The organism is Gordonia sp. X0973, from assembly GCF_013348785.1.
Classification (GTDB): Bacteria; Actinomycetota; Actinomycetes; order Mycobacteriales; family Mycobacteriaceae; genus Gordonia.
Genome location: NZ_CP054691.1, coordinates 1,156,126 through 1,182,398, shown reverse-complemented (window position 1 = coordinate 1,182,398; position 26,273 = coordinate 1,156,126). Strand labels below are relative to the sequence as shown.

General features: G+C 69.5%; 21 protein-coding genes and 1 riboswitch. Of the genes, 11 read left to right on the top strand and 10 right to left on the bottom strand.

Translation table 11 applies throughout. The annotated features are described in order from the left end of the window. Window positions 1-29 precede the first annotated feature (29 nt). The gene (locus tag HUN08_RS05830) at window positions 30-1,511 is read left to right on the top strand and encodes an MFS transporter (RefSeq protein WP_301546911.1); all 1,482 of its coding nucleotides are present in this window, start codon (window positions 30-32) and stop codon (window positions 1,509-1,511) included. Between the two features lie 38 nt (window positions 1,512-1,549). Here the strand turns inward: HUN08_RS05830 and HUN08_RS05825 are convergent, their stop codons facing one another. From HUN08_RS05825 to prpD, 5 genes are read right to left on the bottom strand one after another with little or no spacing between them, the layout of a single operon-like run. Beyond that, on the bottom strand, window positions 1,550-2,053 hold the full coding sequence (locus HUN08_RS05825) for a hypothetical protein (RefSeq protein WP_124248103.1): 504 nt from the start codon (window positions 2,051-2,053) through the stop codon (window positions 1,550-1,552). Between the two features lie 58 nt (window positions 2,054-2,111). After that, on the bottom strand, window positions 2,112-5,489 hold the full coding sequence (locus tag HUN08_RS05820) for a pyruvate carboxylase (RefSeq protein ID WP_124248104.1): 3,378 nt from the start codon (window positions 5,487-5,489) through the stop codon (window positions 2,112-2,114). Between the two features lie 5 nt (window positions 5,490-5,494). After that, a complete protein-coding gene (locus tag HUN08_RS05815) occupies window positions 5,495-6,652 on the bottom strand; it encodes a bifunctional 2-methylcitrate synthase/citrate synthase (protein WP_124248105.1) in 1,158 nt (385 codons plus the stop codon). 5 nt (window positions 6,653-6,657) lie between these two features. Then, window positions 6,658-7,566, bottom strand: coding sequence for a methylisocitrate lyase (gene prpB / locus HUN08_RS05810; protein WP_124248106.1), 909 nt, complete (start codon window positions 7,564-7,566; stop codon window positions 6,658-6,660). Beyond that, complete coding sequence (gene prpD, locus HUN08_RS05805) at window positions 7,566-9,068, bottom strand: 2-methylcitrate dehydratase PrpD (RefSeq protein WP_124248107.1); 1,503 nt, start codon at window positions 9,066-9,068, stop codon at window positions 7,566-7,568. Before prpD ends, prpB begins: the two co-directional genes overlap by 1 nt. A gap of 121 nt (window positions 9,069-9,189) precedes the next feature. Between prpD and HUN08_RS05800 the strand changes: the two genes are divergently transcribed. From HUN08_RS05800 to HUN08_RS05790, 3 genes are all read left to right on the top strand, one after another. Then, entirely contained in the window at window positions 9,190-10,605 is a 1,416-nt protein-coding gene (locus tag HUN08_RS05800) for a short-chain fatty acyl-CoA regulator family protein (RefSeq protein ID WP_124248108.1), read from the top strand. 150 nt (window positions 10,606-10,755) lie between these two features. Next, on the top strand, window positions 10,756-10,971 hold the full coding sequence (locus HUN08_RS05795; RefSeq protein ID WP_124248109.1) for a helix-turn-helix domain-containing protein: 216 nt from the start codon (window positions 10,756-10,758) through the stop codon (window positions 10,969-10,971). Then, entirely contained in the window at window positions 10,968-12,203 is a 1,236-nt protein-coding gene (locus HUN08_RS05790; RefSeq protein ID WP_124248110.1) for a type II toxin-antitoxin system HipA family toxin, read from the top strand. Before HUN08_RS05795 ends, HUN08_RS05790 begins: the two co-directional genes overlap by 4 nt. A 92-nt stretch (window positions 12,204-12,295) precedes the next feature. Here the strand turns inward: HUN08_RS05790 and HUN08_RS05785 are convergent, their stop codons facing one another. Next, the gene (locus HUN08_RS05785; RefSeq protein ID WP_124248111.1) at window positions 12,296-13,501 is read right to left on the bottom strand and encodes a CdaR family transcriptional regulator; all 1,206 of its coding nucleotides are present in this window, start codon (window positions 13,499-13,501) and stop codon (window positions 12,296-12,298) included. Window positions 13,502-13,610: 109 nt separating this feature from the next. Between HUN08_RS05785 and HUN08_RS05780 the strand changes: the two genes are divergently transcribed. After that, window positions 13,611-15,158, top strand: a complete 1,548-nt coding sequence (locus HUN08_RS05780; protein WP_124248112.1) for an NAD(P)/FAD-dependent oxidoreductase — start codon at window positions 13,611-13,613, stop codon at window positions 15,156-15,158. A gap of 30 nt (window positions 15,159-15,188) precedes the next feature. Here HUN08_RS05780 and HUN08_RS05775 read toward each other — a convergent pair whose 3' ends face one another. Then, a complete protein-coding gene (locus tag HUN08_RS05775; protein ID WP_124248113.1) occupies window positions 15,189-16,415 on the bottom strand; it encodes an acyl-CoA dehydrogenase family protein in 1,227 nt (408 codons plus the stop codon). A gap of 96 nt (window positions 16,416-16,511) precedes the next feature. Here HUN08_RS05775 and HUN08_RS05770 point away from each other — a divergent pair, with 96 nt between their 5' ends. The 5 genes from HUN08_RS05770 to HUN08_RS05750 all read left to right on the top strand — a co-directional run bounded on the left by HUN08_RS05770 (window position 16,512) and on the right by HUN08_RS05750 (window position 19,744). Continuing rightward, entirely contained in the window at window positions 16,512-17,717 is a 1,206-nt protein-coding gene (locus HUN08_RS05770; protein ID WP_124248114.1) for a serine hydrolase, read from the top strand. A 36-nt stretch (window positions 17,718-17,753) separates the two neighbouring features. Further along, window positions 17,754-18,227, top strand: coding sequence for a hypothetical protein (locus tag HUN08_RS05765; RefSeq protein WP_301546968.1), 474 nt, complete (start codon window positions 17,754-17,756; stop codon window positions 18,225-18,227). 79 nt (window positions 18,228-18,306) lie between these two features. Further along, window positions 18,307-18,723, top strand: a complete 417-nt coding sequence (locus tag HUN08_RS05760) for a globin (protein WP_124248116.1) — start codon at window positions 18,307-18,309, stop codon at window positions 18,721-18,723. A 53-nt stretch (window positions 18,724-18,776) separates the two neighbouring features. Continuing rightward, on the top strand, window positions 18,777-19,160 hold the full coding sequence (locus HUN08_RS05755) for a hypothetical protein (protein WP_124248117.1): 384 nt from the start codon (window positions 18,777-18,779) through the stop codon (window positions 19,158-19,160). After that, window positions 19,157-19,744 (top strand): zeta toxin family protein, encoded by a 588-nt coding sequence (locus HUN08_RS05750; protein ID WP_124248118.1) that lies wholly within the window; start codon window positions 19,157-19,159, stop codon window positions 19,742-19,744. The genes HUN08_RS05755 and HUN08_RS05750 overlap by 4 nt, the downstream gene beginning before the upstream one ends. Window positions 19,745-19,747: 3 nt before the next feature. Here the strand turns inward: HUN08_RS05750 and HUN08_RS05745 are convergent, their stop codons facing one another. The 3 genes from HUN08_RS05745 to HUN08_RS05735 are packed head-to-tail and all read right to left on the bottom strand — an operon-like array spanning window position 19,748 to window position 21,294. Beyond that, window positions 19,748-20,251: a histidine phosphatase family protein gene (locus HUN08_RS05745; RefSeq protein ID WP_124248119.1), complete on the bottom strand. Its 504-nt coding sequence runs from the start codon at window positions 20,249-20,251 to the stop codon at window positions 19,748-19,750. Beyond that, on the bottom strand, window positions 20,232-21,059 hold the full coding sequence (locus HUN08_RS05740) for a CbtA family protein (RefSeq protein WP_124248120.1): 828 nt from the start codon (window positions 21,057-21,059) through the stop codon (window positions 20,232-20,234). The genes HUN08_RS05745 and HUN08_RS05740 overlap by 20 nt, the downstream gene beginning before the upstream one ends. A 19-nt stretch (window positions 21,060-21,078) precedes the next feature. Beyond that, window positions 21,079-21,294, bottom strand: a complete 216-nt coding sequence (locus HUN08_RS05735; protein ID WP_124248121.1) for a CbtB-domain containing protein — start codon at window positions 21,292-21,294, stop codon at window positions 21,079-21,081. A 30-nt stretch (window positions 21,295-21,324) separates the two neighbouring features. Next, window positions 21,325-21,467, bottom strand: a riboswitch (cobalamin riboswitch). A 45-nt stretch (window positions 21,468-21,512) separates the two neighbouring features. On the opposite strand from HUN08_RS05735, the gene HUN08_RS05730 reads away from it, so the two are divergent. Next, window positions 21,513-26,237 (top strand): ATP-dependent helicase, encoded by a 4,725-nt coding sequence (locus tag HUN08_RS05730; RefSeq protein WP_129624363.1) that lies wholly within the window; start codon window positions 21,513-21,515, stop codon window positions 26,235-26,237. The last annotated feature ends 36 nt before the right edge of the window (window positions 26,238-26,273 follow it).

Genomic DNA, 26,273 nt, shown 5'->3' with positions numbered 1-26,273 from the left:
GGGCGATCCCTGGCCTGATCGGACTCTGCGTGTCGACGAAATCCATCCCCACCGGCGAGCCCGCGCACCAGGACGGGCCGCCGTCGCATCCGACGGCGATCATCGCGACCCTGTGCGCCGCCGGGATCTCGGTGTCGCTGATGCAGACGATCATCGTCCCGCTGATCCCACGGCTACCCGACTATCTGCACACGTCCAACGACAACGCCGCCTGGGCGCTGACGGCCACCCTGTTGACCGGCGCCGTCTCGACCCCCATCGCCGGACGCCTCGGCGACATGTACGGCAAGCGGCTGATCCTCGTCCTGACCCTGGCCGCCGTGGTCCTCGGTTCGGCGGTCTGCGCCCTGTCCGACCAACTGCTCCCCTTCCTCGTCGGGCGCGGATTGCAGGGTGTCGGCATGGGCGCCATCGCGCTGGGCATCAGCATCCTGCGCGACTGCCTGCCACCGGAGCGCCTCGGCTCGGCGGTAGCGGCGATGAGTGCCTCCCTCGGCGTCGGCGGCGCGCTGGGCCTGCCGATCGCCGCCCTCATCGCGCAGCACAACTGGCACCTGCTGTTCTGGGGCGCCGCCGGAGTCTCGCTGCTGTGCCTGATCGCCGTGCTGATCGTCGTCCCGCCGTCGCCGATACACCGCACCGCCGGCTTCGACTACCTCGGCGCCCTCGGCCTGGCCGCCGCGCTGACCCTGCTCCTGCTGCCGCTGAGCAAGGGGGCGACCTGGGGCTGGGCTTCGGCCCCGACGCTCGGCCTATTCGCCGCGTCGATTCTGGTGTTCGTCCCCTGGATCGCCTACGAGTTGCGTCGCGATCACCCTCTCGTCGACCTGCGCACCACCGCCACCCGCACGGTCGCGTTGACGAATGCCGCGTCGGCCGCCGCCGGTCTCGGCTTCTTCGCGATGTCGCTCATCCCGGTCCAGCTGTTGATGGCACCGGCCGCGACGGGGAACGGGAACGGGCTCTCCATGGTCGCCGCAGGGCTCTACCTGGCGCCGGGCGGTCTGGTCATGTTCGCGTCCTCCAATATCGGCGCACGGGTGTCGCGGACGTTCGGCCCGCGGACGTCACTGGCCGTCGGCGTCACCGTGATGGGCCTGGGCTACCTGATCCAGCTGGGCCTGCTGCTGGCCCACGCGCATATCGGCCCGTGGCACCTCGTGCTCATCACCTGCTGCATCTCCGCCGGGATCGGCATCGCCTACGCCGCGATGCCCGCCCTGATCATGGGCGCGGTGCCGCTGCGCCAGACGGGTGAGGCCAACGGCGTCAACGCGCTGATGCGCTCACTGGGGATGTCGGTCGCCTCTGCGATGATCGGCATGGTGCTGGCCCACTTCGTGGTCGGCATCGACATCCCGACGCCCCACGGAGTCGCCCACCACTCGTTCCCGTCGGACACCGGCTATCTGATCGCGACGATCATCTCGCTGGTCGCGTGCGCGGCGTCGGTGACCTGTGCGCTGCTGCTGAAGATCGACGACGAGAAGGACGCGCCGGTCCCGGCCTAGCCGCGATCACGCGACGCCGGCCCACCGGGTAGTCCGGCCTACTGAGACATCAGGCAGATCCGCCACACCGGCAGCGCGGCGACGACGGTCACCGGAAGCGGAGCAGACCAAGAACCCTGGTAGGCCCACACGCTCGACGCGCCGATCCGCCCCGGCGTCCAGGCGATCACCGCCAGGCCCTTGGCATCGGGCTTCGCCCGGCCGATCCGCTTGCTGCCCCGCGAACCCGGCTTGGCCACGCCCTTCGTCTCCCAGAAGGTGACCCATCCCTTGCCGTCGTCCTTGCGCTTCTGCGCATTGGGCTTGTCGTCGAGGACGGTGAAGCCCAGCGTCGGCGGCAACCTCTTCGCGGGCGCGACTTTGACGCCCAGCGCGTAGGTGCACCCGTTGCCGACCACCGTCGACCCGGAGCCGAGGATGGGCGCGCCCAGCGGTTTCGCCGAGGCGATGGGTGTGGCGACCAGGGAGGCGAGAACCGTCGCCGCGACACCGCCGGCGGCGATCCCTACGCGAAGTCGTCGGAGATTCGGCGAAACGGTCATCGTGGGTCCTTCTCGTTGTCGGCCGACCACGCGGGTCAACGTGGGGTCGTCGGCGAATTTACCCCAATTCGACGAGCAGGTCGCCGCCGTGCGCGTCGACATGCGCGCCGAGCGGCAGTGCGGCGACGGTGCCGGCCCGCGGCGCGGTGATCGTCGACTCCATCTTCATCGCCTCGATGGTCCCCAGCGGATCACCCGCGGCGACGTGCTCGCCGACGCCGACGCGCAGCACGACCACGCCGTCGAATGGCGCGCCGACGTGGCGGGGGTTCTGCGGATCGGCCTTCGCGGCGGCGGCCACGGCCACCCCGGCCGACGCGTCGCGCACGACGACCGAGCGCATCTGGCCGTTGACCGTGCACAGGACCGTGCGCTCGCCGTTCTCGTCGACGTCGCTGACCGCGGCCAACCCGATGGTCCGCTCCACGCCGGGCTCCACCTCGACATGCTCTTCGACGCCGGCGCGCAGCCCGTAGAGGAAGGCGTTGGCCGACAGCCCGGAGGTGTCGCCGTACTTCTCGCGGTGCTCGGCCAACTCCGCGGTCGGCCCGGGGAACAGCAGGCGGTTGAGCGCGGCGCGGCGGTCGGTACCCGGCTCGGCGAGCACCGCCCGGTCCTCGTCGGACACCTCTTCGACCGGTGCCGCCTCGCCGCGGCCGTCGAGCACATTGCTGCGCAGCGGCTCCACCCATCCGGCGGCCGGCTCGCCCAACTCGCCGCGGAAGAAGCCGATGACGGACTCGGGGATGTCGAATGCGCCGGGGTTGGCGGCGAACTCGTCGGCGCTGATCCCCTTGGCGACGAGCGTCAGCGCCAAGTCGCCGACGACCTTCGACGACGGCGTGACCTTCACGAGTCGGCCCAGCATGCGGTCGGCACCGGCATAGGCGTCCTCGATGAGCTCGAAGCGGTCGGCCAGACCCAGTGCGGAGGCCTGCTGGTACAGGTTGGACAACTGGCCGCCGGGGATCTCGTGACGGTAGACGCGCCCGGTCGGCGGGTGCTGCCCGACGTCGAACGGCGCGTACACCTTCCGCAGCGATTCCCAGTACGGCTCCAGCGAGCACACCGCGTCCAGGTCGAGCCCGGTCGCACGGTCGGTGCCGTCGAAGGCCGCGACGATCGCCGAGAGCGACGGCTGGCTCGTCGAGCCGGACAGCGGCGCGCTCGCCCCGTCGATGGCATCCGCACCGGCCTGTGCCGCGGCGAGATAGGTCGCGAGCTGACCGCCGGCGGTGTCGTGGGTGTGCACGTGGACCGGCAGGTCGAAGTTGCTGCGCAGCGCGCCGACCAGCTTCGACGCGGCCGGCGGTCGCAGCAGCCCCGCCATGTCCTTGATCGCGAGGATGTGCGCGCCAGCGTCGACGATCTGCTCGGCGAGGCGCAGGTAGTAGTCGAGGGTGTACAGATCCTCGGCCGGGTTGCTGAGGTCGCCGGTGTAGCAGAGCGCGACCTCCGCGACGGTGCTCCCCTCCTCGCGGACCGCATCGATCGCCGGGCGCATCGCGTCGACGCTGTTGAGGGCGTCGAAGATGCGGAAGATGTCGATGCCGGTGCGGGCGGCCTCGTCGACGAAGGAGGTGGTGACCACCGTCGGATACGGGGTGTAGCCGACGGTGTTCTTCCCGCGCAGCAGCATCTGCAGACAGATGTTGGGGATGGCCGCGCGCAGCTTCTCCAGGCGCTCCCAGGGATCTTCCTTGCAGAAGCGCAGCGCGGTGTCATAGGTCGCGCCGCCCCAGCACTCGACGGAGAACAGCTGCGGGGTCAGCGACGCGACATAGGGCGCGACGCGGACGAGGCCGCTGGTCCGCAGGCGTGTGGCCAGGAGCGACTGGTGGGCGTCGCGGAAGGTCGTGTCGGTGACGGCGACCGCGTCCTGGTTGCGCAGCACCGACGCGAAGCCGGTCGGCCCGAGGTCGCGCAGGCGGTCCTTCGATCCCGGCTCCGGCTCGACGAGCGGCAGGTCGGCGAGCTTGTGGCGCGGGCGGATGACCGTCGCCGGGCGGTCGTACTCACGGTTGATGGTGACGTCGGCCAGGAAGTCCAGCAGCCGCGCCCACGTCGGGTCCGACGGGTGGCTGACCAGCAACTCCGGGTGTTCGGCGATGAATCCGGTCGTCACCGCGCCCGCGACGAACTGCGGGTCGGACAGCAGGGAGAGGAGGAATTCGATGTTGGTGGTCACCCCGCCGATGCGGAACTCCGCCAGTGCGCGGCGCGCCCGGGTGAGGGCCGCCGCGCGCGTCTTGCCGCGACAGGTGACCTTCACCAGCATGGAGTCGAAGTAGCCGGAGATCTCCGCGCCGAGGAAGGTGCCGCCGTCGATGCGCACGCCCGCCCCGCCCGGCGAGCGGTAGGCGGAGATCGTGCCGGTGTCCGGCCGGAAGTCGTTGGCCGGGTCCTCGGTGGTGACGCGGCACTGCACCGCGAACCCGTGGGTCTCGATCGTGTCCTGGGTGATCCCCAGGTCCGGCAACGAGGCGCCGGCGGCGACCTGCAGCTGGGCGGCGACCAGGTCGATGTCGGTGACCTCCTCGGTCACCGTGTGCTCGACCTGGATCCGCGGGTTCATCTCGATGAAGACGTAGTGGCCGTCGGGGGCGAGGAGGAATTCGACGGTTCCCGCGCCCCGGTAGTCGATCGCCTTCGCGAACGCCACCGCGTCGCCGCAGATCGACTCGCGCAGCTCCGGCGACAGGTCCGGCGCCGGCGCCTGCTCGACGACCTTCTGATGGCGGCGCTGCACGCTGCAGTCCCGCTCGTAGAGGTGCACGACGTTGCCCTGCGCGTCGCCGAGGATCTGCACCTCGATGTGGCGCGGATCGGTCACGGCCTGCTCGATGAAGACGGTGCCGTCGCCGAAGGCCGCCTCCGCCTCGCGGGAGGCCGCCGCCAGCGCGTCGCGCAGGTCGCCGGGCTCCGCGACGTGGCGCATACCGCGCCCGCCACCCCCGGCGACCGCCTTGACGAACAGCGGGAATGCCATCTTCTCGCCGGCCGCGGCCAAGGCGTCGAGGTCGGTGCTCGGGTCGATCGACTCCAGCACCGGCACGCCGGCCTTACGCGCGGCGGCCACCGCCGTCGCCTTGTTGCCCGTCCAGTCCAGGACGTCGGCCGGCGGCCCGACGAACGTCAGCCCCGCCTCGTCGCACGCCCGCGCCAGCCCCGGGTTCTCCGAGAGGAACCCGTAGCCCGGGTAGACCGCGTCTGCCCCGCATTCGCGCGCCACCTCGATGATCCCGTCGATATCGAGGTAGGCGCGGACCGGGTGGCCCGGCTCGCCGATCTGATACGACTCGTCGGCGGCGTTGCGGTGCAGCGCGTTGCGATCCTCGAAGGGATAGACGGCAACGGTCTGCAGCCCCAGTTCACGGCATGCGCGGATGGCGCGCACCGCGATCTCGGAGCGGTTGGCGATCAGGACTTTTTGCACGGGCCTCAGGCTTTCACCGGGCGTTGCGCCTCGCCGTTGTAGGCACTCAGAGGACGAATCAACGCATTATGTTCGATTTGCTCGATGATATGGGCAGTCCACCCGGTAACTCGAGCCATCACGAAAATGGGTGTGAAGGACGCGATGTCGAAGCCCATCAGGTAGTAGGCGGGGCCGGTCGGGAAATCCAGGTTCGGCTTGATCCCGGTCCGCTCGTCCATCTGCGCGGCCAGCTCGTCGTAGATCCCCAGCCACTTGGTCTGCCCCAGATGCTGCGACACCCGGACCAGCGCCTCGTGCATCGTCGGGACGCGGGAATCACCGTTCTTGTAGACCCGGTGGCCGAAGCCCATGATCTTCTCTTTGCGCTCCCGCTTGCCGTCGAGCCACTCGGTGACCCGCTCGGGGCGGTCGATGTCGATCATGTCGTGCATGACGGCCTCGTTCGCACCGCCGTGCAGCGACCCCTTGAGGGCGCCGATGGCCGCGGTGACCGCGCTGTAGATATCCGACGTCGTCGACGTGACGACGCGCGCGGCGAAGGTCGAGGCGTTGAAGGAGTGCTCCGCGTAGAGGATCAGCGACTGCTCGAAGGCCTTCACGATCTCGGGGTCGGGCACCTTGCCGAAGCACATGTGCAGGAAGTTCTCGGCGTAGCCGTAGCCGTGGTGCGGCGCGATCGGCTTGAGGCCGCGGCGCCGGCGCATGTCGGCGGCGACGATCGTCGGCAGCACGGCGAACATGCGCTGCGCCTTCGCCAGATTCGCCGTCGGGCTGGCGTCGTCCTCGTCGGGGTCCTGCGTGCCGAGGAAGCTGATCATCGTCCGGCAGACGTCCATCGGGTGGCAGTTGTCCGGGATGCGGTCCAGCACGGCCTCGGCCGTGCGGTCGAGGCGACGGCTGCCCCGCTCGCGCTGGGTGAACTGCTGCAGCTGCGCGGGGGTGGGGAGCTCCCCGTACCAGAGGAGGTAGGCCACCTCCTCGAAGCTGCACCGCGCCGCCAGGTCCTGCACCGCGTAGCCGCGGTAGGTCAACGAGTTGGTCTCCGGCACGACCTTGGAGATCGCCGTCGTATCGACGACGACGCCGGCCAGACCCTTGCGGATCTCGGGGGTCTCGCTGGTGGACGTTGCTGCGCTGGTGGATGTTGCTGCGCTGGTCATGGCCTTCACGCCCCTGGAATCGCAAAATTGAAAGTGGCCGTGTCGAACTCGTTGTACTCGGCGTAGCGCAGCAGCTCGTAGAGCCGTGAGCGGTGCTGCATGCCATCCAGAAGGTCGGCCTGGGTGCCCTTCTGGGAGATCTCCCTCAATCCCGCCTCGACCGCGCCCATCGCGATGCGCAGCGTGGTCACCGGGTAGATGACGGCGTTGTAGCCGAGGTCGCCCAGCTGCTGTGCCGTCAGGAGTTCGGATTTCCCGAACTCGGTCATGTTCGCCAACAGCGGGACGTCGACCGCGGCGCGGAACCTCTCGAACTCCCCCGCGTCGGCGAGCGCCTCGGTGAAGATCAGGTCGGCCCCGGCGTCGGCGTAGGCCTTCGCCCGGTCGATGGCGGCGTCGAGTCCTTCGATGGCCCGCGCGTCGGTCCGGGCGCAGATGACGAACTCCTCGTCGCGCCGGGCCGCCACCGCGGCGCGCAGCCGCTTGACCATTTCGCCGGTCTCGACGACGGCCTTGCCGTCGAGGTGCCCGCAGCGCTTGGGGTTGACCTGGTCCTCGAGGTGGCAGCCGGAGAGTCCGGCGTCCTCGAGGGTGGCGATGGTGCGGGCCGCACTCATCGGCTCGCCGAAGCCGGTGTCGGCGTCGATGAGCGACGGCAGGTTGGTCGCGCGGGCGATCTGACCGCCGCGCCCGGCCACCTCGGTGAGGGTGGTCAGGCCGATGTCGGGCAAGCCGAGGTCGGCGGCCAGCACCGCACCCGAGACGTATACGCCCTCGAATCCGATGTCCTCGATGAGCTTGGCCACCAGCGGGGAGAAGGCGCCGGGCCAGCGCTGCAACTCACCGGAGGCGAGTGCGGCGCGCAGGGCCTTCCGCTTGTCGGTGGCGGTCGCCGCGGAGGAGAACAGATCCATCAGAAGATCCCCTCGCCGATCGCCGGCGCGGTGTCCAGGACGGATTGCTCCACGACGACGTTGAGCGCGGCGAGGTCACCCGCGGCGACACCGTCGAGGCCCTCGGCCACCTGGAGGAAACGCGCCTGCTCGGCCGGGGCGATGACGCCGCTGGCCAGCTTGTTGAACTTCTCCTTGTACTGCTCGCGGGCGAACGGGCGCGCGCCCAACGGGTGGGCGTCGGCGACGGCGAGTTCGTCCTCGATGACCGTGCCGTCCTTGAGCGTGATGACCGCGCGGGCGCCGAAGGCCTTCTCATCCGGGTCCTCGCTGTGGTAGCGGCGCGTCCACTCCGGGTCCTCGACGGTGGAGATCTTCTTCCACAGCGCGACGGTGTCGGGGCGGCCGGCCCGCTCGGGGGCGTAGGACTTCACGTGGTCCCAGGTCCCGTCCTGCAGGGCGACGGCGAAGATGTACATGACCGAGTGGTCCAGGGTCTCGCGGCTGGCCGTCGGGTCGAACTTCTGCGGGTCGCCCGAGCCGGTGCCGATGACCACGTGGGTGTGGTTGGACGTGTGCAGCACGATCGACTCGATGTCGTCGAGGTTGTCGATGCGCGAACGCATCCGGCGCGCGAGGTCGATCGGGGCCTGGCTCTGGTACTCGGCCGAGTGCTCCTTGGTGTAGCTGTCCAGGATGGCGCGCTTGGCCTCGCCGGGACCGGGCAGCGGCACGGTGTAGCTGGCGTCGGGGCCATCGAGCAGCCACGCGATCACGCCGTCCTCGCCCTCCCAGATCGGCGACGGGGCGCCCTCGCCCCGCATCGCGCGATCGACGGCTTCGATGGCGACCTTGCCTGCCAGCGCCGGGGCGTAGGCCTTCCAACTGGAGATCTGCCCCTTGCGCGACTGCCGCGTCGCGGTCGTCAGGTGCAGCGCCTGCCCGACCGCCTGGTAGATGGTGTCGATGTCGAGCCCGAGCATCGTGCCGATTCCGGCGGCGGCCGACGGGCCGAGGTGGGCGACGTGGTCGATCTTGTGCTTGTGCAGCGAGATGCCGCGCACGAGGTCGATCTGCACCTCGTAGGCGGTGGCGAGGCCGCGGATCAGGTCGTGGCCGGAGACACCCTTGTGCTGCGCGACGGCGACCAGCGGCGGGATGTTGTCACCGGGGTGGCTGTACTCGGCCGCCAGGAAGGTGTCGTGGAAGTCGAGTTCGCGGACGGCCACGCCGTTGGCCCAGGCGGCCCACTCCGGCGAGTAGTTGCCGTTGACGCCGAAGACCTGCGCACCGGGCTTGCTGGGGTGGCTGACGGCCTGCGCGCGGGCGGTCGTGACCGGGCGGCGCGTCACCGAGGCGGCGCTGACCGAGGCGTTGTCGATGACGCGGTTGATGATCATCTCGGCGGTGTCGGCCGGCACCTCGACGGGGTCGACGGCGATCTGGGCGATCTTGTAGGCGAGGTGCTCCTCGATCGGGAAGTCCTCTGCGCTGCGGTGGGTGCGAACCTTGTGATTGATCATGTTTCGCACCGTACGCACCCCATGCCACGCAGGGAAAGAGCTTGCAAATGCGTATTTATGTGTACACACATCGGGTAGTTTGCGAATGTTGTGGACGCTTGGGGGCGTAAAGTCTGCGTACATGGCGAAAGCGTTTGCCGGTGCGCGGTTGCGGCGCCTGCGCGAGGAGCACGGCATCTCCCAGGCCGCCCTCGCCCGGCGCCTCGACCTGTCCACGAGCTACGTCAACCAGTTGGAGAACGATCACCGCCCGCTGACCGTCCCGGTCCTGTTGGCGCTGGGCCGCGAGTTCGACCTCGCCACCGACTATTTCGATTCCGACGCCGACGCGCGCCTCGTCGGGGACCTCTCGGAGGCCGCGCAGCACACCGAGTTCGACGGCATCGGCCAGGCGGAGATCGAGGAACTCGTCGCCCGGATGCCCGCGGTCGGGCGCGCGATGGTCGGCATGCACCGGCGACTGGTCGCCGCGACCACCGAGTTGGAGACGTACCGGGCGACGGTCAACCGCGACGAGGAGGAGCTGCCGCGGGCGGCCACCGCCTTCGAGGAGGTGCGCGACTTCTTCTACGACCACAAGAACTACATCCATCCTCTCGACGTCGCCGCCGAGGAGATGTTCGCGGAGTTGGGGCTGCGCATCGGCGGGCTCGACGAACAGCTCGCCACCGTCCTCGAACGCGATCACGGGATCCGCGTGGTGCTCGCCGAGCCCGGTGCCCGGTCGAGCCGCAAACGGGTCTACGACCCGCACACCCGCGTGATCACCCTGGCCCGTCACCTGCGGCCCGGGCAGCGCGCCTTCCAACTCGCCACCCAACTCGCCTTCCTGACGCAGGGCGCCACGATCGACTCCCTGCTCGGCCGCGCCGAGAACCTGCGGCCCGAATCCGTACCGGTCGCCCGCGTCGGCCTGGCCAACTACTTCGCGGGCGCGCTGGTCCTGCCGTACACGCGGTTCCACGACGCCGCCGAGGCACTGCGCTACGACGTCGAACTGCTTGGCCTGCGTTTCGAGGTGGGCTTCGAGACGGCCTGCCACCGCCTGTCGACCCTGCAGCGCCCCAAGCAGCGCGGCGTCCCGTTCATCTTCGTGCGGACCGATCGCGCCGGGAACATCTCCAAACGCCAGTCGGCGACGGCCTTTCACTTCTCCCGCGTCGGCGGCAGCTGCCCGTTGTGGGTGGTGCACGACGCCTTCACCTCCCCCGGTCGGATCGCGACCCAGGTCTCGTCGATGCCCGACGGCCGCTCCTACTTCTGGCTGGCCCGCACCACCGACGAGCCGATGCAGGGCTACTTGAGGACGCGCAGCGGATTCGCGGTCGGCCTCGGCTGCGACCTGGCCTACGCCGACCGGCTGGTCTACTCCACCGGCATCGACCTCGACGATCCGCGCCGCATCGTGCCGATCGGCGCCGGATGCAAGGTCTGCGACCGCCCCGATTGCGCCCAGCGCGCCTTCCCCCAGCTGGGCCGACCCATTCTCGTCGACGACAATGTGGCGGAGTCTTCTCCGTACCGCTCGCCGGAATAGCCCCCAGACATCCCTTGTGCTTTATATTGGAGGCATAGACCGCAGTTAGTCTCTGGTGTGCCGCGTCTTGGCGACCTATGCTTGTTATATTAAGCATAAGGAGACCCGATGGCACAGCCACGACACACCAATCCACGCCGCCGCTCCCCTATGCCTGAATTGGCAAGCATTGGTGAGGCGATCGCCCAGCGCCGCCGAGAGCTGAACCTCACCCAACAGGCTCTCGCGGACCTGAGCGGGGTCTCCCGATCGAGCGTGCAGGCATTGGAATACGGAAGCGGCTCGGTCCGGCTCGAGGCGGTGGTCGCCGTCACCGACAGCCTCGGCATCCCCCTCTCGTTGACTCGCACCGAGCGGGACGCATGACGGCGCCCGAACTCCTGCGCGAGGTGGACCGTGCCGATGTCTACCTCGGCGACGCACGCGCGGCGATGCTGGAACGGGATGCGCGCGACCACATCACGTTCCGCTACCGCAACGACTTTCTCGCCGAACACGCCCTCGCCCCGCTCCGTGCGCGGTCAATCGCCTGGACACTGCTGGCCACCCCCACCTTCACCGCGGTCGAGACCGCCGGCGGTTCGGTCCCGCCGTTCTTCGCCGGGTTGCTGCCCGAGGGCGTGCGGCTCGACGCCGCAGTCGCGTCGACGAAGACGTCCATCGACGATCACTTCACCCTTCTCGTCGCCGTCGGGTCGGACACCATCGGCAACGTCCGCGTCACTCCCGCCGATGTGGCGCCCGGCGCCGCCGACCCCGCGATAGACCCGCGTCGACCGACCGATTTCGCCGCCGTCGCCGCCGCGGTCGGCGAGTCACTCGACGCCGATCCCATCGCCCTGTCCGGCGTGCAGCCGAAAGTGTCGGCGAGTCGGCTGACCGCCGCGGTGCGGGCGCCCGACGGTCCGGCCATCCTCAAGTTCTCTCCCCCACGGTTCCCGCGGCTGGCCGAGAACGAGAACTTCTTTCTGCGGATGGCCAAGGCCTGCGGACTGCGCACACCGCGCCACGAACTCGTCGTCGACGACTCCGATCGGACCGCACTGCTCGTCCAGCGCTTCGACCGCGACGCGAGTGGCCGACGGATCGCGCAGGAGGATGCGTGCCAGGTGGCCGGCGTGTACCCGGCGGGCAAGTACCGCATGAAGACCGAGACCGCGATCAGCGTTCTCGCCGCGGCCTGCGCGGACGGCGGCGGGTCGGCACCGGCCGCCACGCTGGAACTGATGCAAACCGTCGCCTTCTCCTGGCTCGTCGGCAACGGGGACCTGCACGGGAAAAACCTGTCGGTCTACTGCCCCGACGACTTCTGGCAGCCGACGCCGTCCTACGACTTGATCAGCACTCAGCCCTACCTGCAGTGGCGTGACCCGATGGCGATGAATCTCTACGGGCGCAACAACCGCCTGACCCGTCAACACTTCGTCGAATCCGGCGAACATCTCGGATTGCGCCCCAAGGCGACGACCCGAATGCTCGACCGGCTCGTCGCCGCTTCCGAACCGTGGGTCGATCGGTGCGACGAGATCGGCTACGACGAGAAGACCACCGCCCGCCTGCGGACCCTGCTCGACAGCCGCCGCGACTCGTTGCGCTGACCCGGCGGCTAGCAAAAGCTACCGAATCTCGCGGTTTCTACCGTTGCGACGGTAGGAATCGTGAGGTTCGGTAGCGAATGTGGCGTAGCTTGCTACTCCATCCACCGCGCGACTTCGAGCGCGGCGGCGACGGAGATAGCGTTCCCGGACAGTCCGGCGGGCAGGAGTTCCTCGGCACGTGCCAGTCGGCGCACCACGGTGTTGCGGTGGGTGAACAGCCGGGCCGCGGTGGACGTCGAATTGCACTGCTCGGCGAACCAGACCCGCAGGCACTCCCTCAGCTCCGGATCGGCACCGGCGAGGTCGCCGAGGGTCTGCGCGACGAAGTCGTCGACGACTCGACGGTCCTCGCTGATCGCGCCGATCAGTGCCAGGTCCCCGTAGCGCACCACGCGGCGCGCCGACCCCAGGCGAACCAGGGTCTGCTCGGCGGTCAGCGCCTGAAAATGACTGCGCCGGAAGCCTTCTCGCCCGTCGCCCGACATTCCGACCGCGACCCTCATCCCGGCGGGCACCTGCTTCTCGTCGACGATCAGACCGGCGGCGGGGAACCAGACCCACATCCGGTCGTTGCCGGTGAGCACGGTGAGGCGTCGGCCGAGATGATTCGCCGCCATGATCGAATCGCAGACCGCCTCCAGGCGGCTCATCGACATCCCGGCGCCGCTCAGCACGACGGCGGTCTGCGGTCCGGTGATCCGGTAGTGCAGCTGGGACTCGGCCCGCGCGTCGTCGATCGGCGCACCCTCCAGCAGGAGCGCGACCGCCGCCCGGCGCTCGGCGTGGGTGTCACCGGCGAGTTGCGCCCGCGCGACAGCGATCTGCTCGGCCAGGGCGGTCACGGTGTCGTCGATGAAGGCCGCGATCGACAGCAACGTCACGTCCAGCACCTCGCGCAGCACTGCGACGTCATCGGTCAGCGTGAAACAGATCTCCATCCACCTGCGCCAGGCCACCGACTGGGCGGTGCGGAAGGCGTCGAGTATCCCGGCGTCCAATCCGCGTCGCACCATCTCGCGGACCATGTCGGCGCCCACGCCGGAGTCGTCGCGGACCGGCACGCGGGCACCCGGGTGCTCGACGTTGTAGGACGCCCACTGCGCGAGATTGGCCTCGTTGGTGCGGCGGACCGCGTCGACGAGCACCGCGTCGCCGGCGATCTCGTCGAGCCGCACGGCACTGAGCGCGGCGTCGTTGAACTCGTCGAACCACTCCGGCGGCACCTCCCCGACCAGGGAGACACCGGCGGTGATCACCGCGGCGGCCTCCTCCGACGGCGCCGGCCACCCTTCTCTCATGGTTACATTATGCACACTGAGTAGCCGCCAATTGGTGCAGAACGCCCTTGTGACCCAGGCGCGTCAGCGGGAGTATGGAAAGCGAGAACCACGGATCCAGGAGGACCCCATGGCGCAGCCCACGCCCACCACCAGCAAGCGCACCTCGACGGCCAAGGCGGCAAAGCCCAAGCCTGCCCCCGGCGCCCCCGACCACGACGTCGTGATCATCGGCGCGGGCATCTCCGGTATCGGGGCCGGCCACTATCTGCGCACCGAGCACCCGGAGAAGTCCTTCGCCATCATCGAGTCGCGCCACACGATCGGCGGCACGTGGGACCTGTTCCGCTACCCCGGGATCCGCTCCGACAGCGACCTGTACACCTTCGGCTACGAGTTCAAGCCGTGGACCGACCCGCAGTCGATCGCCGACGCCTCCCGGATCCTGGACTACCTGCGCGAGGCCGTCGCCGACGACAACCTCGAAGAGACCATCACGTTCAACCGCCGCGTGACCGCCATCGATTGGTCCGACGCCGACCAGATGTGGCACCTGACGGTGACCCCCACCGACGACTCCGGCGCGAAGCCGGAGACGGTCACCGCCCGCTGGATCTTCTCCGGCACCGGCTACTACAACTACGACGAGGGCTTCACCCCGCAGTTCCCCGGCGAGGACACCTTCCAGGGCCAGATCATCCACCCGCAGCATTGGCCCGAGGACCTCGACTACAAGGGCAAGAAGGTCGTCATCATCGGCAGCGGTGCCACCGCCGTCACCCTCATGCCGTCGATGGCGCCGGACACCGAGCACATCACGATGCTCCAGCGGACCCCGACCTACATCATCCCGGTGCCGCGGGAGGACCCGCTGGCCAAGACCGCCATGCGGGTACTCGGCACCGAGCGCGGCTTTCAACTGAACAGGCAGCGCGCGATCCTGCAGCAGAAGGCCCTCTACCAGTTCTGTCAGCGCTTCCCGACGGCCGCGCGCAAGGTCATCCGCGGGGTCAACGCACGGCTGGTCCCCGAGGACTTCGACGTCGACAAGCACTTCAACCCGCCGTACAACCCGTGGGACCAGCGCCTGTGCGTCGTTCCCGACGGCGACATGTACCGGGAGATCCGCAACGGCGACGCCTCGATCGTCACCGGCAAGATCAAGACCTTCGACGCCACCGGCATCCAACTCGAGGACGGCACCCACCTCGATGCCGACATCATCATCACCGCGACCGGTCTGAACCTGCAGCTCCTGGGCGGGATGGAAGTCTCGGTGAACGGCACCGTCGTCGACGCCGCGTCGCGGGTCACCTACCGCGGCGCGATGATCTCGGGGGTGCCCAACCTCATCATGGCGATCGGCTACACCAACTCGTCGTGGACGTTGAAGATCGGCCTGCTGTGCGAGTGGTTCTGCCGGGTGCTGTCGCATATGGACGCCGACGGCTACACGTCGGTGCGCGCCGTCGCGCCGAAGAACATGGACACCCGCCCGATGCTCGATTTCGACGCCGGCTACGTCAAGCGCGCCCTGCACCTGCTGCCCAAGCAGGGCACCAAGGACCCGTGGAAGACGACGATGGCCGTCTCACACGACGTCAAGAACCTGCGCAAGGGGGCCGTCGACGACGGGTTCCTCCGCTACGAGAAGGCGAAGCAACCCGCCGCCGTCTGACCGGTGACCGTTGCGCGGCTGGCCGTCCGGTCAGCCGCGCAGCAGTCCCTTGGCGACGTGGGTCACCTGGATCTCGTTGGAACCGGCGTAGATCATCAACGACTTCGCATCGCGCGCGAGCTGTTCGACGCGGTACTCGGCCATGTACCCGTTGCCGCCGAACAACTGCACCGCCTCCATCGCCACGTCGGTGGCCGCGCGCGAGGAGTACAGCTTCATCGCCGACGCCTGGGCCAGCGTCGGGGGCTTACCCGCCTTCATGGCCTCCATCGCGACGAACAGCATGTTCTGCACGTTGAGGCGGGCGACCTCCATCTCGGCCAGCTTCAGCTGGATCAGCTGGAACTGCGCGATCTCCTGGCCCCACAGCTTGCGGTTCTTGGCGTAATCGATCGACAGCCGCAGACACTCGTTGATGATGCCCAGCGACAGGGCCGCGATGCCGACGCGCTCGACGGTGAACCCGGCCTTGGCGCTGTCGCCGCCCCGCTTGTCCGAGCCGGTGTCCTCGGTCTCGCCGAGCAGCCGATCCGCCGAGAGCTTCACGTCGTCGAAGAACAGCTCGCCCGTCGGGGAGCTCATCATGCCCATCTTCTTGAACGGCTTCCCCTGGGTGAGGCCCTCCATGCCGGTGTCCAGGACGAAGGTCAGCACCTTGCGGTCGCGGATCGGCGTCCCGTCGCCCTCGTCGAGCTTGGCGAACACGACGATGGTGTCGGCGTAGGGGCCGTTGGTTATGAAGGTCTTCTGCCCCTTGAGGATGTACCCACCGTCGCCGTCGCGGCGGACCGTCGTCTTCATGCCGCCGAGCGCGTCGGATCCGCTGTCCGGCTCGGTGATCGCCCATGCACCGACCTTCTCCATCGTGACCAGTTCGGGCAGCCAGCGCTTCTTCTGCGCGAGGGTCCCGCGCGAGCGGATCGTCGACACGGTGAGCCCCATGCTCACGCCCATCGACCCGATCAGGCCCAGGCACACGCCCGCGAGTTCCATGTTCAGGATCATCATCATCGACGACGCCAAGGTGGTGGAGCCGCCCGACTTCTTCTTCTCGCCGGATTCCTCGGCGGCCAGCTCCCGTTCCAGCTGGTCCCGGTTCATCGCATCGACGCCGAAGGTCGCCAGCAGCTTGCGCGTGATGTCGTACGGCGGGAGGGTCCCGGTCTCCAACTCGTCGATATGCGGGCGGATCTCCTTCTCGATGAATGCGCGCAACGCGTCGCGCACCATCAGGTCTTCGTCGGACCACTCAAACATTTGCCGCCTCCAGCTCGATGTCGCTCCCGACGGACGGGAGGTAGAACGTGTTCTAGTTGTCCGCCATCATGCCAGGACTCACTACCGTGGGGAACCATGGACGACCTTTCGGTGATCACCGATGTCGGCGACGAGCAGTCCACCGCGCAGGAACACGGTGCGGCGGAGGCGATATGGTCCGCGGCGCTCGACTGGTATCGCGCTGGTCAGCAGCCCGCCGTGCAGGTGTGCGTGCGCCGCGACGGGCGCGTCGTGCTCAATCGCGCCGTCGGCCACGCCTGGGGAGCCGGGCCGGCCGATCCGCCCGACGCGCGGCAGGTCCCGGTCACGGTCGACACGCCGTACTGCTGCTACTCGGCCGGCAAGGGGCTGGCCGCCGCGATCGTCCTGCACCTCGTCGAGCAGGGCGTCTGGCGGCTCGACGACCGCGTCACCGATTACCTGCCCGAGTACGGCGCGCACGGCAAGGGCCGCACCACCATCGACCACGTGCTCACCCACCGCGCGGGGGTCCCGCTCTTCACCGGGCCGACGCCCGATCCGCGTCGGATGCGCGAGAGCGACTACGCGCGCACCGTGCTGCGCGAACTGCGCCCGATCTATCCGCCCGGCACGCTGCACATGTACCACGGGTTGACGTGGGGTCCGCTGATCCGCGAGCTAGTCGCAGCCGCCACCGGCCGCAGCATCCGCGACATCGCCGCGAGCGAGTTCCTCGACCCGTTCGGCTTCCGCTGGAACAACTTCGGGGTCCGCGACGAGGATGTACCGCTCGTCGCGCCGAGTCACGTGACCGGCACCCCGTCGGGCGGGGCCGGGGACGCGATCTTTCGCCGAGCCGTCGGCGGCACGATGGCCGACATCATCCCGATCTCCAACCGGCCCGAATACCTGACCGACGTCATCCCGTCGTCGAACCTCGTCTCCACCGCCTTCGAACTGTCCCGTTTCGCGGAATTCCTGCGCCTCGGCGGCGAGCTCGACGGTCATCGCGTGCTCGCCCCGGCGACGATCCCCGCGGCGGTGGAGCAGCGCCGACGACTGCGGCCCGATGTCGCGACCGGTGGCACGCCACTGCGCTGGGGCACCGGGTTCATGTTGGGTTCCAAGCGCTTCGGCCCGTTCGGCGCCGACGGCCAGCACGCCTTCGGCAACACCGGATTGACCCAGATCGCGATGTGGGCAGACCCGTCGCGTGGCCTCGCCGTCGGGATCGTCAGCAGCGGCAAACCGGTGAGCGGCGACGACCCCGCGCGCTACGCCGCCCTCGCGTCGACGATCAACGCGGCACTGCGCCGCTGAGGTGTCCGGTTTACTACTGTTGTCCGGGTGAAACCGATGTACGCGCGATCCACCCGCACCGTGACCCTCGACGAGGTCCCCGATCGGATGCGCGCCGAGCTGGCGGCCGAGGCGCAGCGCAAGCAGCTCACCATCGCGGACGACGCCCGCCTGTGGCTCACGCACTCGGTCAACCTCCCCGCGAAGTCGACCTTCGGTCGCGCACTGGGCCGCCGCGCCAATCCGGCAGATCCCGACGCCGAGCACGACGTGCTGGTGGCCCTGCTCGCCAAGTATCTGGTGATCGTCATCGCCGGGGACGAGCGCGGTACCGCGGCACTCTCCCTGCCCCTGCTCGAGGCCTCGGTGTCCCCCGGTCCGCACATCGCACCCGCCAACGACAACGGGTTCGCCATCACCGGCTTCCCGGGCGACAACAACGCCCCGGGCACCTTCTTCGTCGGGCTGGGCCCCGACGACGCCGGCTGCTACGAGGCGGTCCGCCAGGCGATCGCCGCTGCCAAGGCCTGAGCGTCACGCACGGGCGATGGCGGCGGGCCCAAAGTCCCGTGCCCTTCGGTCCGCCCCGTCGCGGTGGCACCATGACGCCATGCCGGACCAGACAACCACCGGCGCCGCGGTCGCCGAGTCCCTGACGCGCTACGAGGAGGAACACGGCGATCCGACGCCGGCCATCTACGCCCGGTTCTACGCCGCCCACCCCGACGCCGAAGAACTCTTCGGCGGGGACACGTTGATGCCGCGTCGGATGATGTCGGAGATTTTCGCGACCATCATCGACATCGCCGACGGCACACTCGACGCGGCCCACGCGACCACCTGGATCGCCGATCACATCGCCTACGAGGTGACCCGTCCGATGCTGACGACGATGTTCGCCATCATCGTCGACGTCATGCGCGAGGGGCTCGGCGACGCGTGGGACCGCACGACGGAGTCGGAGTGGACCGACGTCATGTCGCGCTGGTCAGCAGCGGCCTTGACCGCCTTCGACGAGCAGTCCTGATGTCGTAGCAGAGTGCTACACTCGGCGGTAGCACTCTGCTACAGGAGGTTCTCATGGCTGGCGCCGATCGTGTCACCCGTTTTTCCGGCGACTTGTTCGAGGAGGCGGTCGAGGCCGGCCGTCGAGAAAACCGATCGGCACGCCAGCAGCTCGAGCATTGGGCGCGGCTGGGTCAGTCCATGGCCAATCAGACCGGTGCCTTCCGCAGCCGCGTCGAGGCAGCGCTCGCGGGACGCCTCCCCAGCGAGCAGTTGACCGCCGAGGAGGCAGTGGCCTTCGACGCGGAGATCGACATTGCCATCGACGAGGCGTTGCCGACCGTCGACTTCGTCGCTGAGCGCGCCGCCCTGGGATACCGCTCCGTCACCATGGACGACGACGGCAACTTGGTCGAGCACCTGCCCGACGGTGGCACGCGCATCCTGCCGCCGCGATGACCGCACCCCGACTCGACCTGGTCGCCGGATGCAACGGGGCTGGGAAGTCCTCGCTGATCCACGCCTTTCTCCTACCAAGACTTCCGGCGTCGGCCTACGTGAACGCCGACGACATCGCGACCCGGCAGTGGCCGGACTCGGCGGAGGAAATGTCGTACGAAGCCGCCAGCATCGCAGCCAAGACTCGAAACTCGCTCATCGATTCGGGACGATCGTTGATCGCCGAAACCGTCTTCTCCCATCCGTCCAAACTCGAACTCGTCGACCGCGCACACCTCCGGGGGTTCCGCGTCGTGATGCACGTGGTGATGGTTCCCGAGAACGAGGCCGTCGCCCGAGTTCAGACCCGCGTCGAATCCGGTGGTCACAACGTCCCCGAAGAGAAGATCCGCGATCGCTATCAGCGCGTCTGGCCACTCGCTGCCACGGCGATCCGGCGTGCCGACACCGCTCGGGTCTACGACAACAGTGGACGCTCGATGCGCGTCGTGGCGAAATTCACCGCGGGAATCGCTACCACCGCGCAGTGGCCCGGGTGGACACCGGAGACCCTGCTCTCGCTCACCGACGTGGACAGACACTAGGCGCTATCCGAGCCGGTACCGCCGCCCGGGCACGACGTCGGCCGTGAAGAACGACGACGCATCGTCGCAGCGCAGCGCTTGCGCGACGGGACCGGAGACCACGAGTACCGCCACATCGGGGGCGCCGCGGATCCATTCGACGATTCGATCGACGAATTCGACGACGGTCTCCCCGCCGTGCGGGCGGGCAGTCGGGTCGGCGAACCAGGCGCGGAGCTCGGCGCCCGGGATCTCCTCGGGCAGGCGCCCGGCCCACTTCCCGACATTGATCCCTGCCAACCCGGCGTCGACGATCACCGCAGGCGAGAGCAGTGCCGCCGTCTCCCGGGTCGCGCGTTCGGGTCCGCAGATCACCGGCGCGGTGATCGACCACCCGCGCACGGATTCCTCGACATCGGCGCGACCGCGCTCGTCGAGGGGGGAATCCGTCTCGCCGAAGCGCACCAGGTGGTTGGGCCCGGTGCGCCCGGCGACGACGATGTCGAGATCAGCTCGACGCGGCGACAAGATCGTCGGCGGAACGTGCTCCCCGTCGGGCGATCGCCGAGATCGCAACCGCGAAGACGAGGGTCAACACGGTCCACAGGACGACCTGGTTGGCGACCACGTAGACCCGGAACAGACCGACGACCTCGGCCGGGAATCCGGGATAGACGATCGTCCCCTGATCGTTCTTGAGGGGCTCGGGGATCTCGTGGAACTGGGGCAACAATGCCTTCGCGATCCCGATCACGACGAGGTAGCCGATCCCGGACACGACGGCCGCGCCGAGCCCGGACAGCCGCTCCCGCAAGTGCAGCGCCACCACGACGGCGATGATCATCGCGATGACCGACACCAGGGTGATCGTCAGGAAGGAGCCCGACCGCGCACCGATGGTGTCGGGGTCGCCGACCGCCGGCGGGTTCGCCGGGTACACGAAGAAGGGCACGCCGAACGCGGCCACGAAGCCGAGCAGTCCGAGCACGCCGGCAACGGCACGGGGGTCCGTCGACGGCCAACGCCGCCCGATGTAGGCCCAGAGCACGACGAAGGCGACGGCGAAGAAGGCGCCCATCGCCAGCCCGAACACCACGGTGCCGACGCCGGCGCCGATGTTCTCCTGGACCGAGCGGGTGAACACTTCCACGTCACCGTGATCGTGGCCGCCGTGGCCCATCGCGGCATTCATCGCCTCTTCGGCGGCTCCGTGGCCCTCTTCGTAGGCAATCGCCTTCCCGACCTGCGGTTCGATGAAGATCCGGGCAAAGACATAAGAGACAATTCCGGCAATCAGGCCAGCGAAAAGGCCGGCGCCGATGATTCTGCGCTCCATGAGTGTGTCTTCCCCGCTCTCAGTGGCAGGGGAAGCCCAGGAAATGCCGGGCGTCGTGGACGAATTCGTGGACGTGGGTGTCGTTGCCGAACACCGAAACCGCTCCCTGGTCGTAGCCGAGGAAGTAGATGGCCAGCGCGGCCAGCAACACGGTCAGGGTCAGCACCAGCGCGGAGCTGAGTGCCGATACATCGGGCACCGGAAGCGCGCGCGGGGCGGCAGCTACCTGGGTCATGGCAGTCCTTTCGTCAGCGGATACGCGTCCGCATTGGTTCGTCGGCCAGCGCGGCGTTCTGACTCGCCGCCGGCATCCGGCGACTCACAGTGGCGCGACCGTCCCGGAATCGCACCGGGTTCTCCGCATCTGCTGGCCTCCCCACGATAGTCCGCCGTGCCGACATCCGTGACACCTCTCCCACTTCGGGTGTCCGACCGGTGCGGAACAATGGGTCTGTGCCCGCCACCGACCCGCTCGCCCGGTTCTCGGCGCCCACCCGCGACTGGTTCGCCGGCGCCTTCGCCGCGCCGACGCCAGCACAGGTCGGCGCCTGGGAGTCGATCGCCGCGGGCCGGCACACGTTGGTCATCGCCCCGACCGGATCGGGCAAGACCCTCTCCGCCTTCCTCTGGGCGATCGACCGGCTGGCGACCGCGGCGCCGGGAGCGAAGCGAGCGGGCCGAATCGAGACCGCGGCGCCGGGAGCGAAGCGAGCGGGCCGAATCGAGACCGCGGCGCCGGGAGCGAAGCGAGCGGGCCGAATCGATGCCGCGGCCCGCACCCCGCGTCGCACCAAAGTCCTCTACATCTCGCCGCTCAAGGCGCTCGCGGTCGACGTGGAGCGCAACCTGCGGTCCCCGTTGGCCGGGATCTCCGCTGCGGCCAGGTCGGCCGGCGCGGACCCGCCGGAGATCACCGTCGGGATCCGCTCCGGCGACACCCCCGCCGCCGCCCGGCGCCAACTCGTGCGCACTCCCCCCGACATCCTGATCACGACGCCGGAGTCGCTGTACCTGATGCTGACCAGCTCGGCGCGCGAAACCCTCGCCGACGTGGACACCGTCATCGTCGACGAGGTGCACGCCGTCGCCGGTACCAAGCGCGGCACCCACCTCGCGCTGTCGCTGGAACGCCTCGACGCCCAACTCGCCAGTCCCGCCCAGCGCATCGGCCTGTCCGCGACGGTCCGCCCGCCCGAGGCCGTCGCCGAGTTCCTCGGCGGCGCGCAGCCCTGCCACATCGTCGATCCACCCGCCGCGAAGACCTTCGAGCTGCGCATCGACGTCCCGGTAGAGGACATGGCCAACATCCCCCCGGCCGACGACCCGCTGCCCGGCGACGACGCCTTCTCCCCCACCGCCGGATCCATCTGGCCGGCCATCGAGCGCTCCATCGCCGACGAGATCCTGGCGAACCGGGCCACCATCGTCTTCGCGAACTCGCGCCGCCTGGCCGAACGACTCACCGCGGCGCTCAACGAGATCCACGCCCGCGACCTCGGCTTCGGCACCGAAGACGCCGACGAGGTGCGCAACCACCGAAACCCCGGCGGGAAGCCGTCGGCGATCAGCACCTTCGACACCCCGCCCGTCCCGCTAGACGCACCCGTGCTGGCCCGCGCCCACCACGGCTCGGTCAGCAAGGAGCAGCGCGCCCAGATCGAGGACGACCTGAAGTCCGGCCGCCTGCGGTGCGTCGTCGCGACCAGTTCGCTGGAACTCGGTATCGACATGGGTGCCGTCGACCTGGTGATCCAGGTCGAATCGCCGCCGTCGGTCGCCAGCGGCCTGCAACGCGTCGGGCGGGCCGGGCACCAGGTGGGCGAGATCAGTCGCGGCATCCTCTACCCGAAGCACCGCACCGACCTCATCCACACCACGGTCGCCGCGGCACGGATGCGCGACGGCCTGATCGAACGGCTCACCATCCCGTCGAATCCGCTCGACGTGCTGGCACAGCAGACGATCGCCGCGGCCGCGGTGGCCGATCTCGACGTCGACGAGTGGTACGAGACCGTGCGCCGCGCCGCGCCCTACCGGAATCTGGGCCGCGACGTCTACGAGGCGACACTCGACCTGATCAGCGGCCGCTTCCCGTCGGAGGAATTCGCCGAGCTGCGCCCGCGCGTGACGTGGGACCGCGTCGCGGGCACCCTCGTCGGGCGGCGCGGGGCACTGCGCCTGGCCGTCACCTCCGGCGGCACGATCCCCGACCGCGGTCTGTTCGGGGTGTTCCTCGCCGGCGACGAGGACGGACCGCGGCGCGTCGGCGAACTCGACGAGGAGATGGTCTACGAGTCGCGCGTCGGCGACGTGTTCGCCCTCGGCGCCTCAAGTTGGCGGATCGCCGAGATCACCCCCGACCGGGTGCTGGTCACCCCCGCCCCCGGGATGCCCGGCCGCCTGCCGTTCTGGATCGGCGACGCCGTCGGCCGTCCCGCCGAGTTGGGCGCGGCGATCGGCGAGTTCACCGGCGCCGTCGCCAACGCGAAATCCGTCGACGACGAGGTCGCCGACCTCGGCCTCACCGAGTTCGCCCGCGGCAACCTCACCACCCTGATCGACGAGCAGCGCGACGCGACGGGGACGGTGCCCACCGATCGCACCCTCGTCGTCGAGCGGTTCCGTGACGAACTGGGCGATTGGCGGGTCATCCTGCATTCGCCGTACGGGCTGCGGGTGCACGCGCCGTGGGCCAGCGCGATCTCGAATCGACTCAAGGCGACGCTCGGGCTCGAAGGCGCGGTCAGCGCCGCCGACGACGGGATCGTCGTGCGCCTGCCCGACACCGACGACGAGCCGCCCGGCCCCGAGGTCTTCCTCGTCGACCCCGACGAGATCGAGGCGATGGTGACCGACGCGCTGGCCGATTCGCCGCTGTTCGCCTCCCGGTTCCGCGAATGCGCGGCGCGGGCGCTGCTGCTCCCGCGGCGCGACCCGGGCCGACGGTCCCCGCTGTGGCAGCAGCGTCAGCGCAGCGTGCAACTGCTCGGCGTCGCCTCGCGCTACCCGGATTTCCCGATCATCCTCGAGGCGGTGCGCGAATGCCTGCAGGACGTGTACGACCTGCCCGCGCTGCAGGATCTGCTGACCCGCATCGCCCGCAGGCAGATCCGGCTGACGGCCGTCGAGACGCCCAGCGCCTCCCCCTTCGCCGCCGCGCTCCTCTTCGACTACGTCGGTGCCTTCATGTACGCCGACGACGTGCCCGTCGCGGAGCGGCGGGCGGCGGCGCTCTCGCTGGACACCGCCCTGCTCGCGCAATTGCTGGGCCGCCTCGACCTGCGCGAATTGCTCGACGACGAGGTCATCGCCGAGGTCGTCGCGCGATTGCAGCGCCTCGATCCGACTCGCCAGGCGCGCGACGCGCAGGACATCGGGGACCTGCTGCGCTGGCTGGGGCCGCTGACTACCGAGGAGATCGCACTGCGCTACCGCGGCGACGAGCCGGTGCCCGCCGTGCTAGACTCCCTGCGCGGCCAGGTCATCGAGATCACCCATCGCGGGCGGTCGCTGTGGGCCGCCGTCGAGGATGCCGGACGCCTGCGCGACGGACTCGGCGTCGCGCTACCGACGGGGGTGCCGGTCGCGTTCACCGAGCCGGTGGCCGATCCGGTGGGCGACCTGGTCTCCCGGTTCGCGCGGACCCACGGACCGTTCTCGGCCGCGCAGGCCGCCGAGAACATCGGCCTGCCGCCGGCCGTCGTCACCGATACGCTGACCCGCCTGGCGTCGTCGCGGCGGGTCGTCGAGGGCGAGTTCGTGCCCGCGGCGCCCGGCGAGAGCGGCAGCCAGTGGTGTCATCCCGACGTCCTCGGGCAGATCCGACGCGGATCGTTGGCGGCCACCCGCTCGGCGATCGCGCCGGTCGACCACGCGAGCTTCGCCCGTTTCCTGCTCGACTGGCAGCACATCGTCGTCGCCGGGGACACGCGGCGGCAGGGCCCGCAGACCCGCGGCACCGGGGCCGTCGCGACGGTCATCGACCAACTCGCGGGCGTCCCCATCCCGGCGTCGGCATGGGAGACGCTGATCCTGCCCGCGCGGGTGCCCGACTATTCGCCGTCGATGCTCGACGAGCTGCTGTCGTCCGGCGAGGTCGTGTGGTCGGGACACGGCGCGATCGGCAGCGCCGACGGCTGGGTGGCCTTCCACCCCGCCGACCTCACGCCCGCGACCCTCCCGCCGCCGGACGACGTGGAGATGACCGCGACGATGGTCGGGATCGTCGGGGCGCTGGAAAGCGGCGGAGCGCTGCGCCTTCCCGAGCTGATCAACGGACTAGACGCACCTGGCGATGTCACCGACGGGATGTGGGCGCTGGTCTGGTCGGGGCGGGTGGCCAACGACAGTTTCTCCCCGGTGCGGGCATTGCTCGCCGGGCACGGCACCGCGAAAAAGTCCGCGCCGAGCCATCGCTCCCGGCGCCCGCCCAGGCTGCGCGGCGCCCGATTGTCCGGCGCCTATCTGGCCGGGTCCGCCCATCCCGTTGCGGCGCCCAGCGTTCCGCCGGTCCTGGGCGGGCGCTGGTTGCTGCTGAACCGGGTGGAGGTGGATCCGACCGCGGCGACATCGGCCCTGTGCGAGGTCCTGTTGGAACGCTACGGCGTCGTGACCAAGGGGGCGGTCCACGTCGAGGGGGTGCCCGGCGGGTTCTCGCGTGTCTATCGTGCGCTGACGGTGTTCGAGGACAGCGGCAAGGTGCGGCGCGGCTATTACGTCGACGGCCTGGGCGGCGCCCAGTTCGCCGTGCCGACCACCGTCGACGGTCTGCGCGACCACACGACGATCCCCCGTGAGCGCGCCGGGCGGGCGGTAGTCCTGGCGGCGACCGATCCGGCCAATCCCTATGGCGCGGCGCTGGATTGGCCGACGACCGAGGCCGGGGCGCACCGCCCCGGGCGGAAGGCCGGCGCACTCGTGGTGCTCGTCGACGGGGAGTTGGTCTGCTTCGTCGAGCGCGGCGGCAAGACCGTGCTGACCTTCGCCTCCGACGGCGCGCCATTCGACGGCGCCGCCGCCGCGCTCGCCGATCTGGTCCGCTCCGGGCGGGTCGAGCGCCTGGCCATCGACACCGTCGACGGGGAGCCGGTCCTGACGACCGGATTCGGAAAACAGCTGGTGGCCGCCGGATTCTCCACCACCCCGCGCGGCATCCGGATGCGCTACGGCCAGATGTAGCCCCTCGAATCATGCATACTTCATGCTATTGTCATG

Coding starts and splice junctions, on each gene's coding strand:
- HUN08_RS05825 (WP_124248103.1), bottom strand. CDS start 2,053: ATGACCGTTTCGCCGAATCTCCGACGACTTCGCGTAGGGATCGCCGCC.
- HUN08_RS05815 (WP_124248105.1), bottom strand. CDS start 6,652: ATGACCAGCGCAGCAACATCCACCAGCGCAGCAACGTCCACCAGCGAG.
- prpB (WP_124248106.1), bottom strand. CDS start 7,566: ATGGATCTGTTCTCCTCCGCGGCGACCGCCACCGACAAGCGGAAGGCC.
- prpD (WP_124248107.1), bottom strand. CDS start 9,068: ATGATCAATCACAAGGTTCGCACCCACCGCAGCGCAGAGGACTTCCCG.
- HUN08_RS05800 (WP_124248108.1), top strand. CDS start 9,190: ATGGCGAAAGCGTTTGCCGGTGCGCGGTTGCGGCGCCTGCGCGAGGAG.
- HUN08_RS05795 (WP_124248109.1), top strand. CDS start 10,756: ATGCCTGAATTGGCAAGCATTGGTGAGGCGATCGCCCAGCGCCGCCGA.
- HUN08_RS05790 (WP_124248110.1), top strand. CDS start 10,968: ATGACGGCGCCCGAACTCCTGCGCGAGGTGGACCGTGCCGATGTCTAC.
- HUN08_RS05785 (WP_124248111.1), bottom strand. CDS start 13,501: ATGAGAGAAGGGTGGCCGGCGCCGTCGGAGGAGGCCGCCGCGGTGATC.
- HUN08_RS05780 (WP_124248112.1), top strand. CDS start 13,611: ATGGCGCAGCCCACGCCCACCACCAGCAAGCGCACCTCGACGGCCAAG.
- HUN08_RS05775 (WP_124248113.1), bottom strand. CDS start 16,415: ATGTTTGAGTGGTCCGACGAAGACCTGATGGTGCGCGACGCGTTGCGC.
- HUN08_RS05770 (WP_124248114.1), top strand. CDS start 16,512: ATGGACGACCTTTCGGTGATCACCGATGTCGGCGACGAGCAGTCCACC.
- HUN08_RS05765 (WP_301546968.1), top strand. CDS start 17,754: ATGTACGCGCGATCCACCCGCACCGTGACCCTCGACGAGGTCCCCGAT.
- HUN08_RS05760 (WP_124248116.1), top strand. CDS start 18,307: ATGCCGGACCAGACAACCACCGGCGCCGCGGTCGCCGAGTCCCTGACG.
- HUN08_RS05755 (WP_124248117.1), top strand. CDS start 18,777: ATGGCTGGCGCCGATCGTGTCACCCGTTTTTCCGGCGACTTGTTCGAG.
- HUN08_RS05750 (WP_124248118.1), top strand. CDS start 19,157: ATGACCGCACCCCGACTCGACCTGGTCGCCGGATGCAACGGGGCTGGG.
- HUN08_RS05740 (WP_124248120.1), bottom strand. CDS start 21,059: ATGGAGCGCAGAATCATCGGCGCCGGCCTTTTCGCTGGCCTGATTGCC.
- HUN08_RS05735 (WP_124248121.1), bottom strand. CDS start 21,294: ATGACCCAGGTAGCTGCCGCCCCGCGCGCGCTTCCGGTGCCCGATGTA.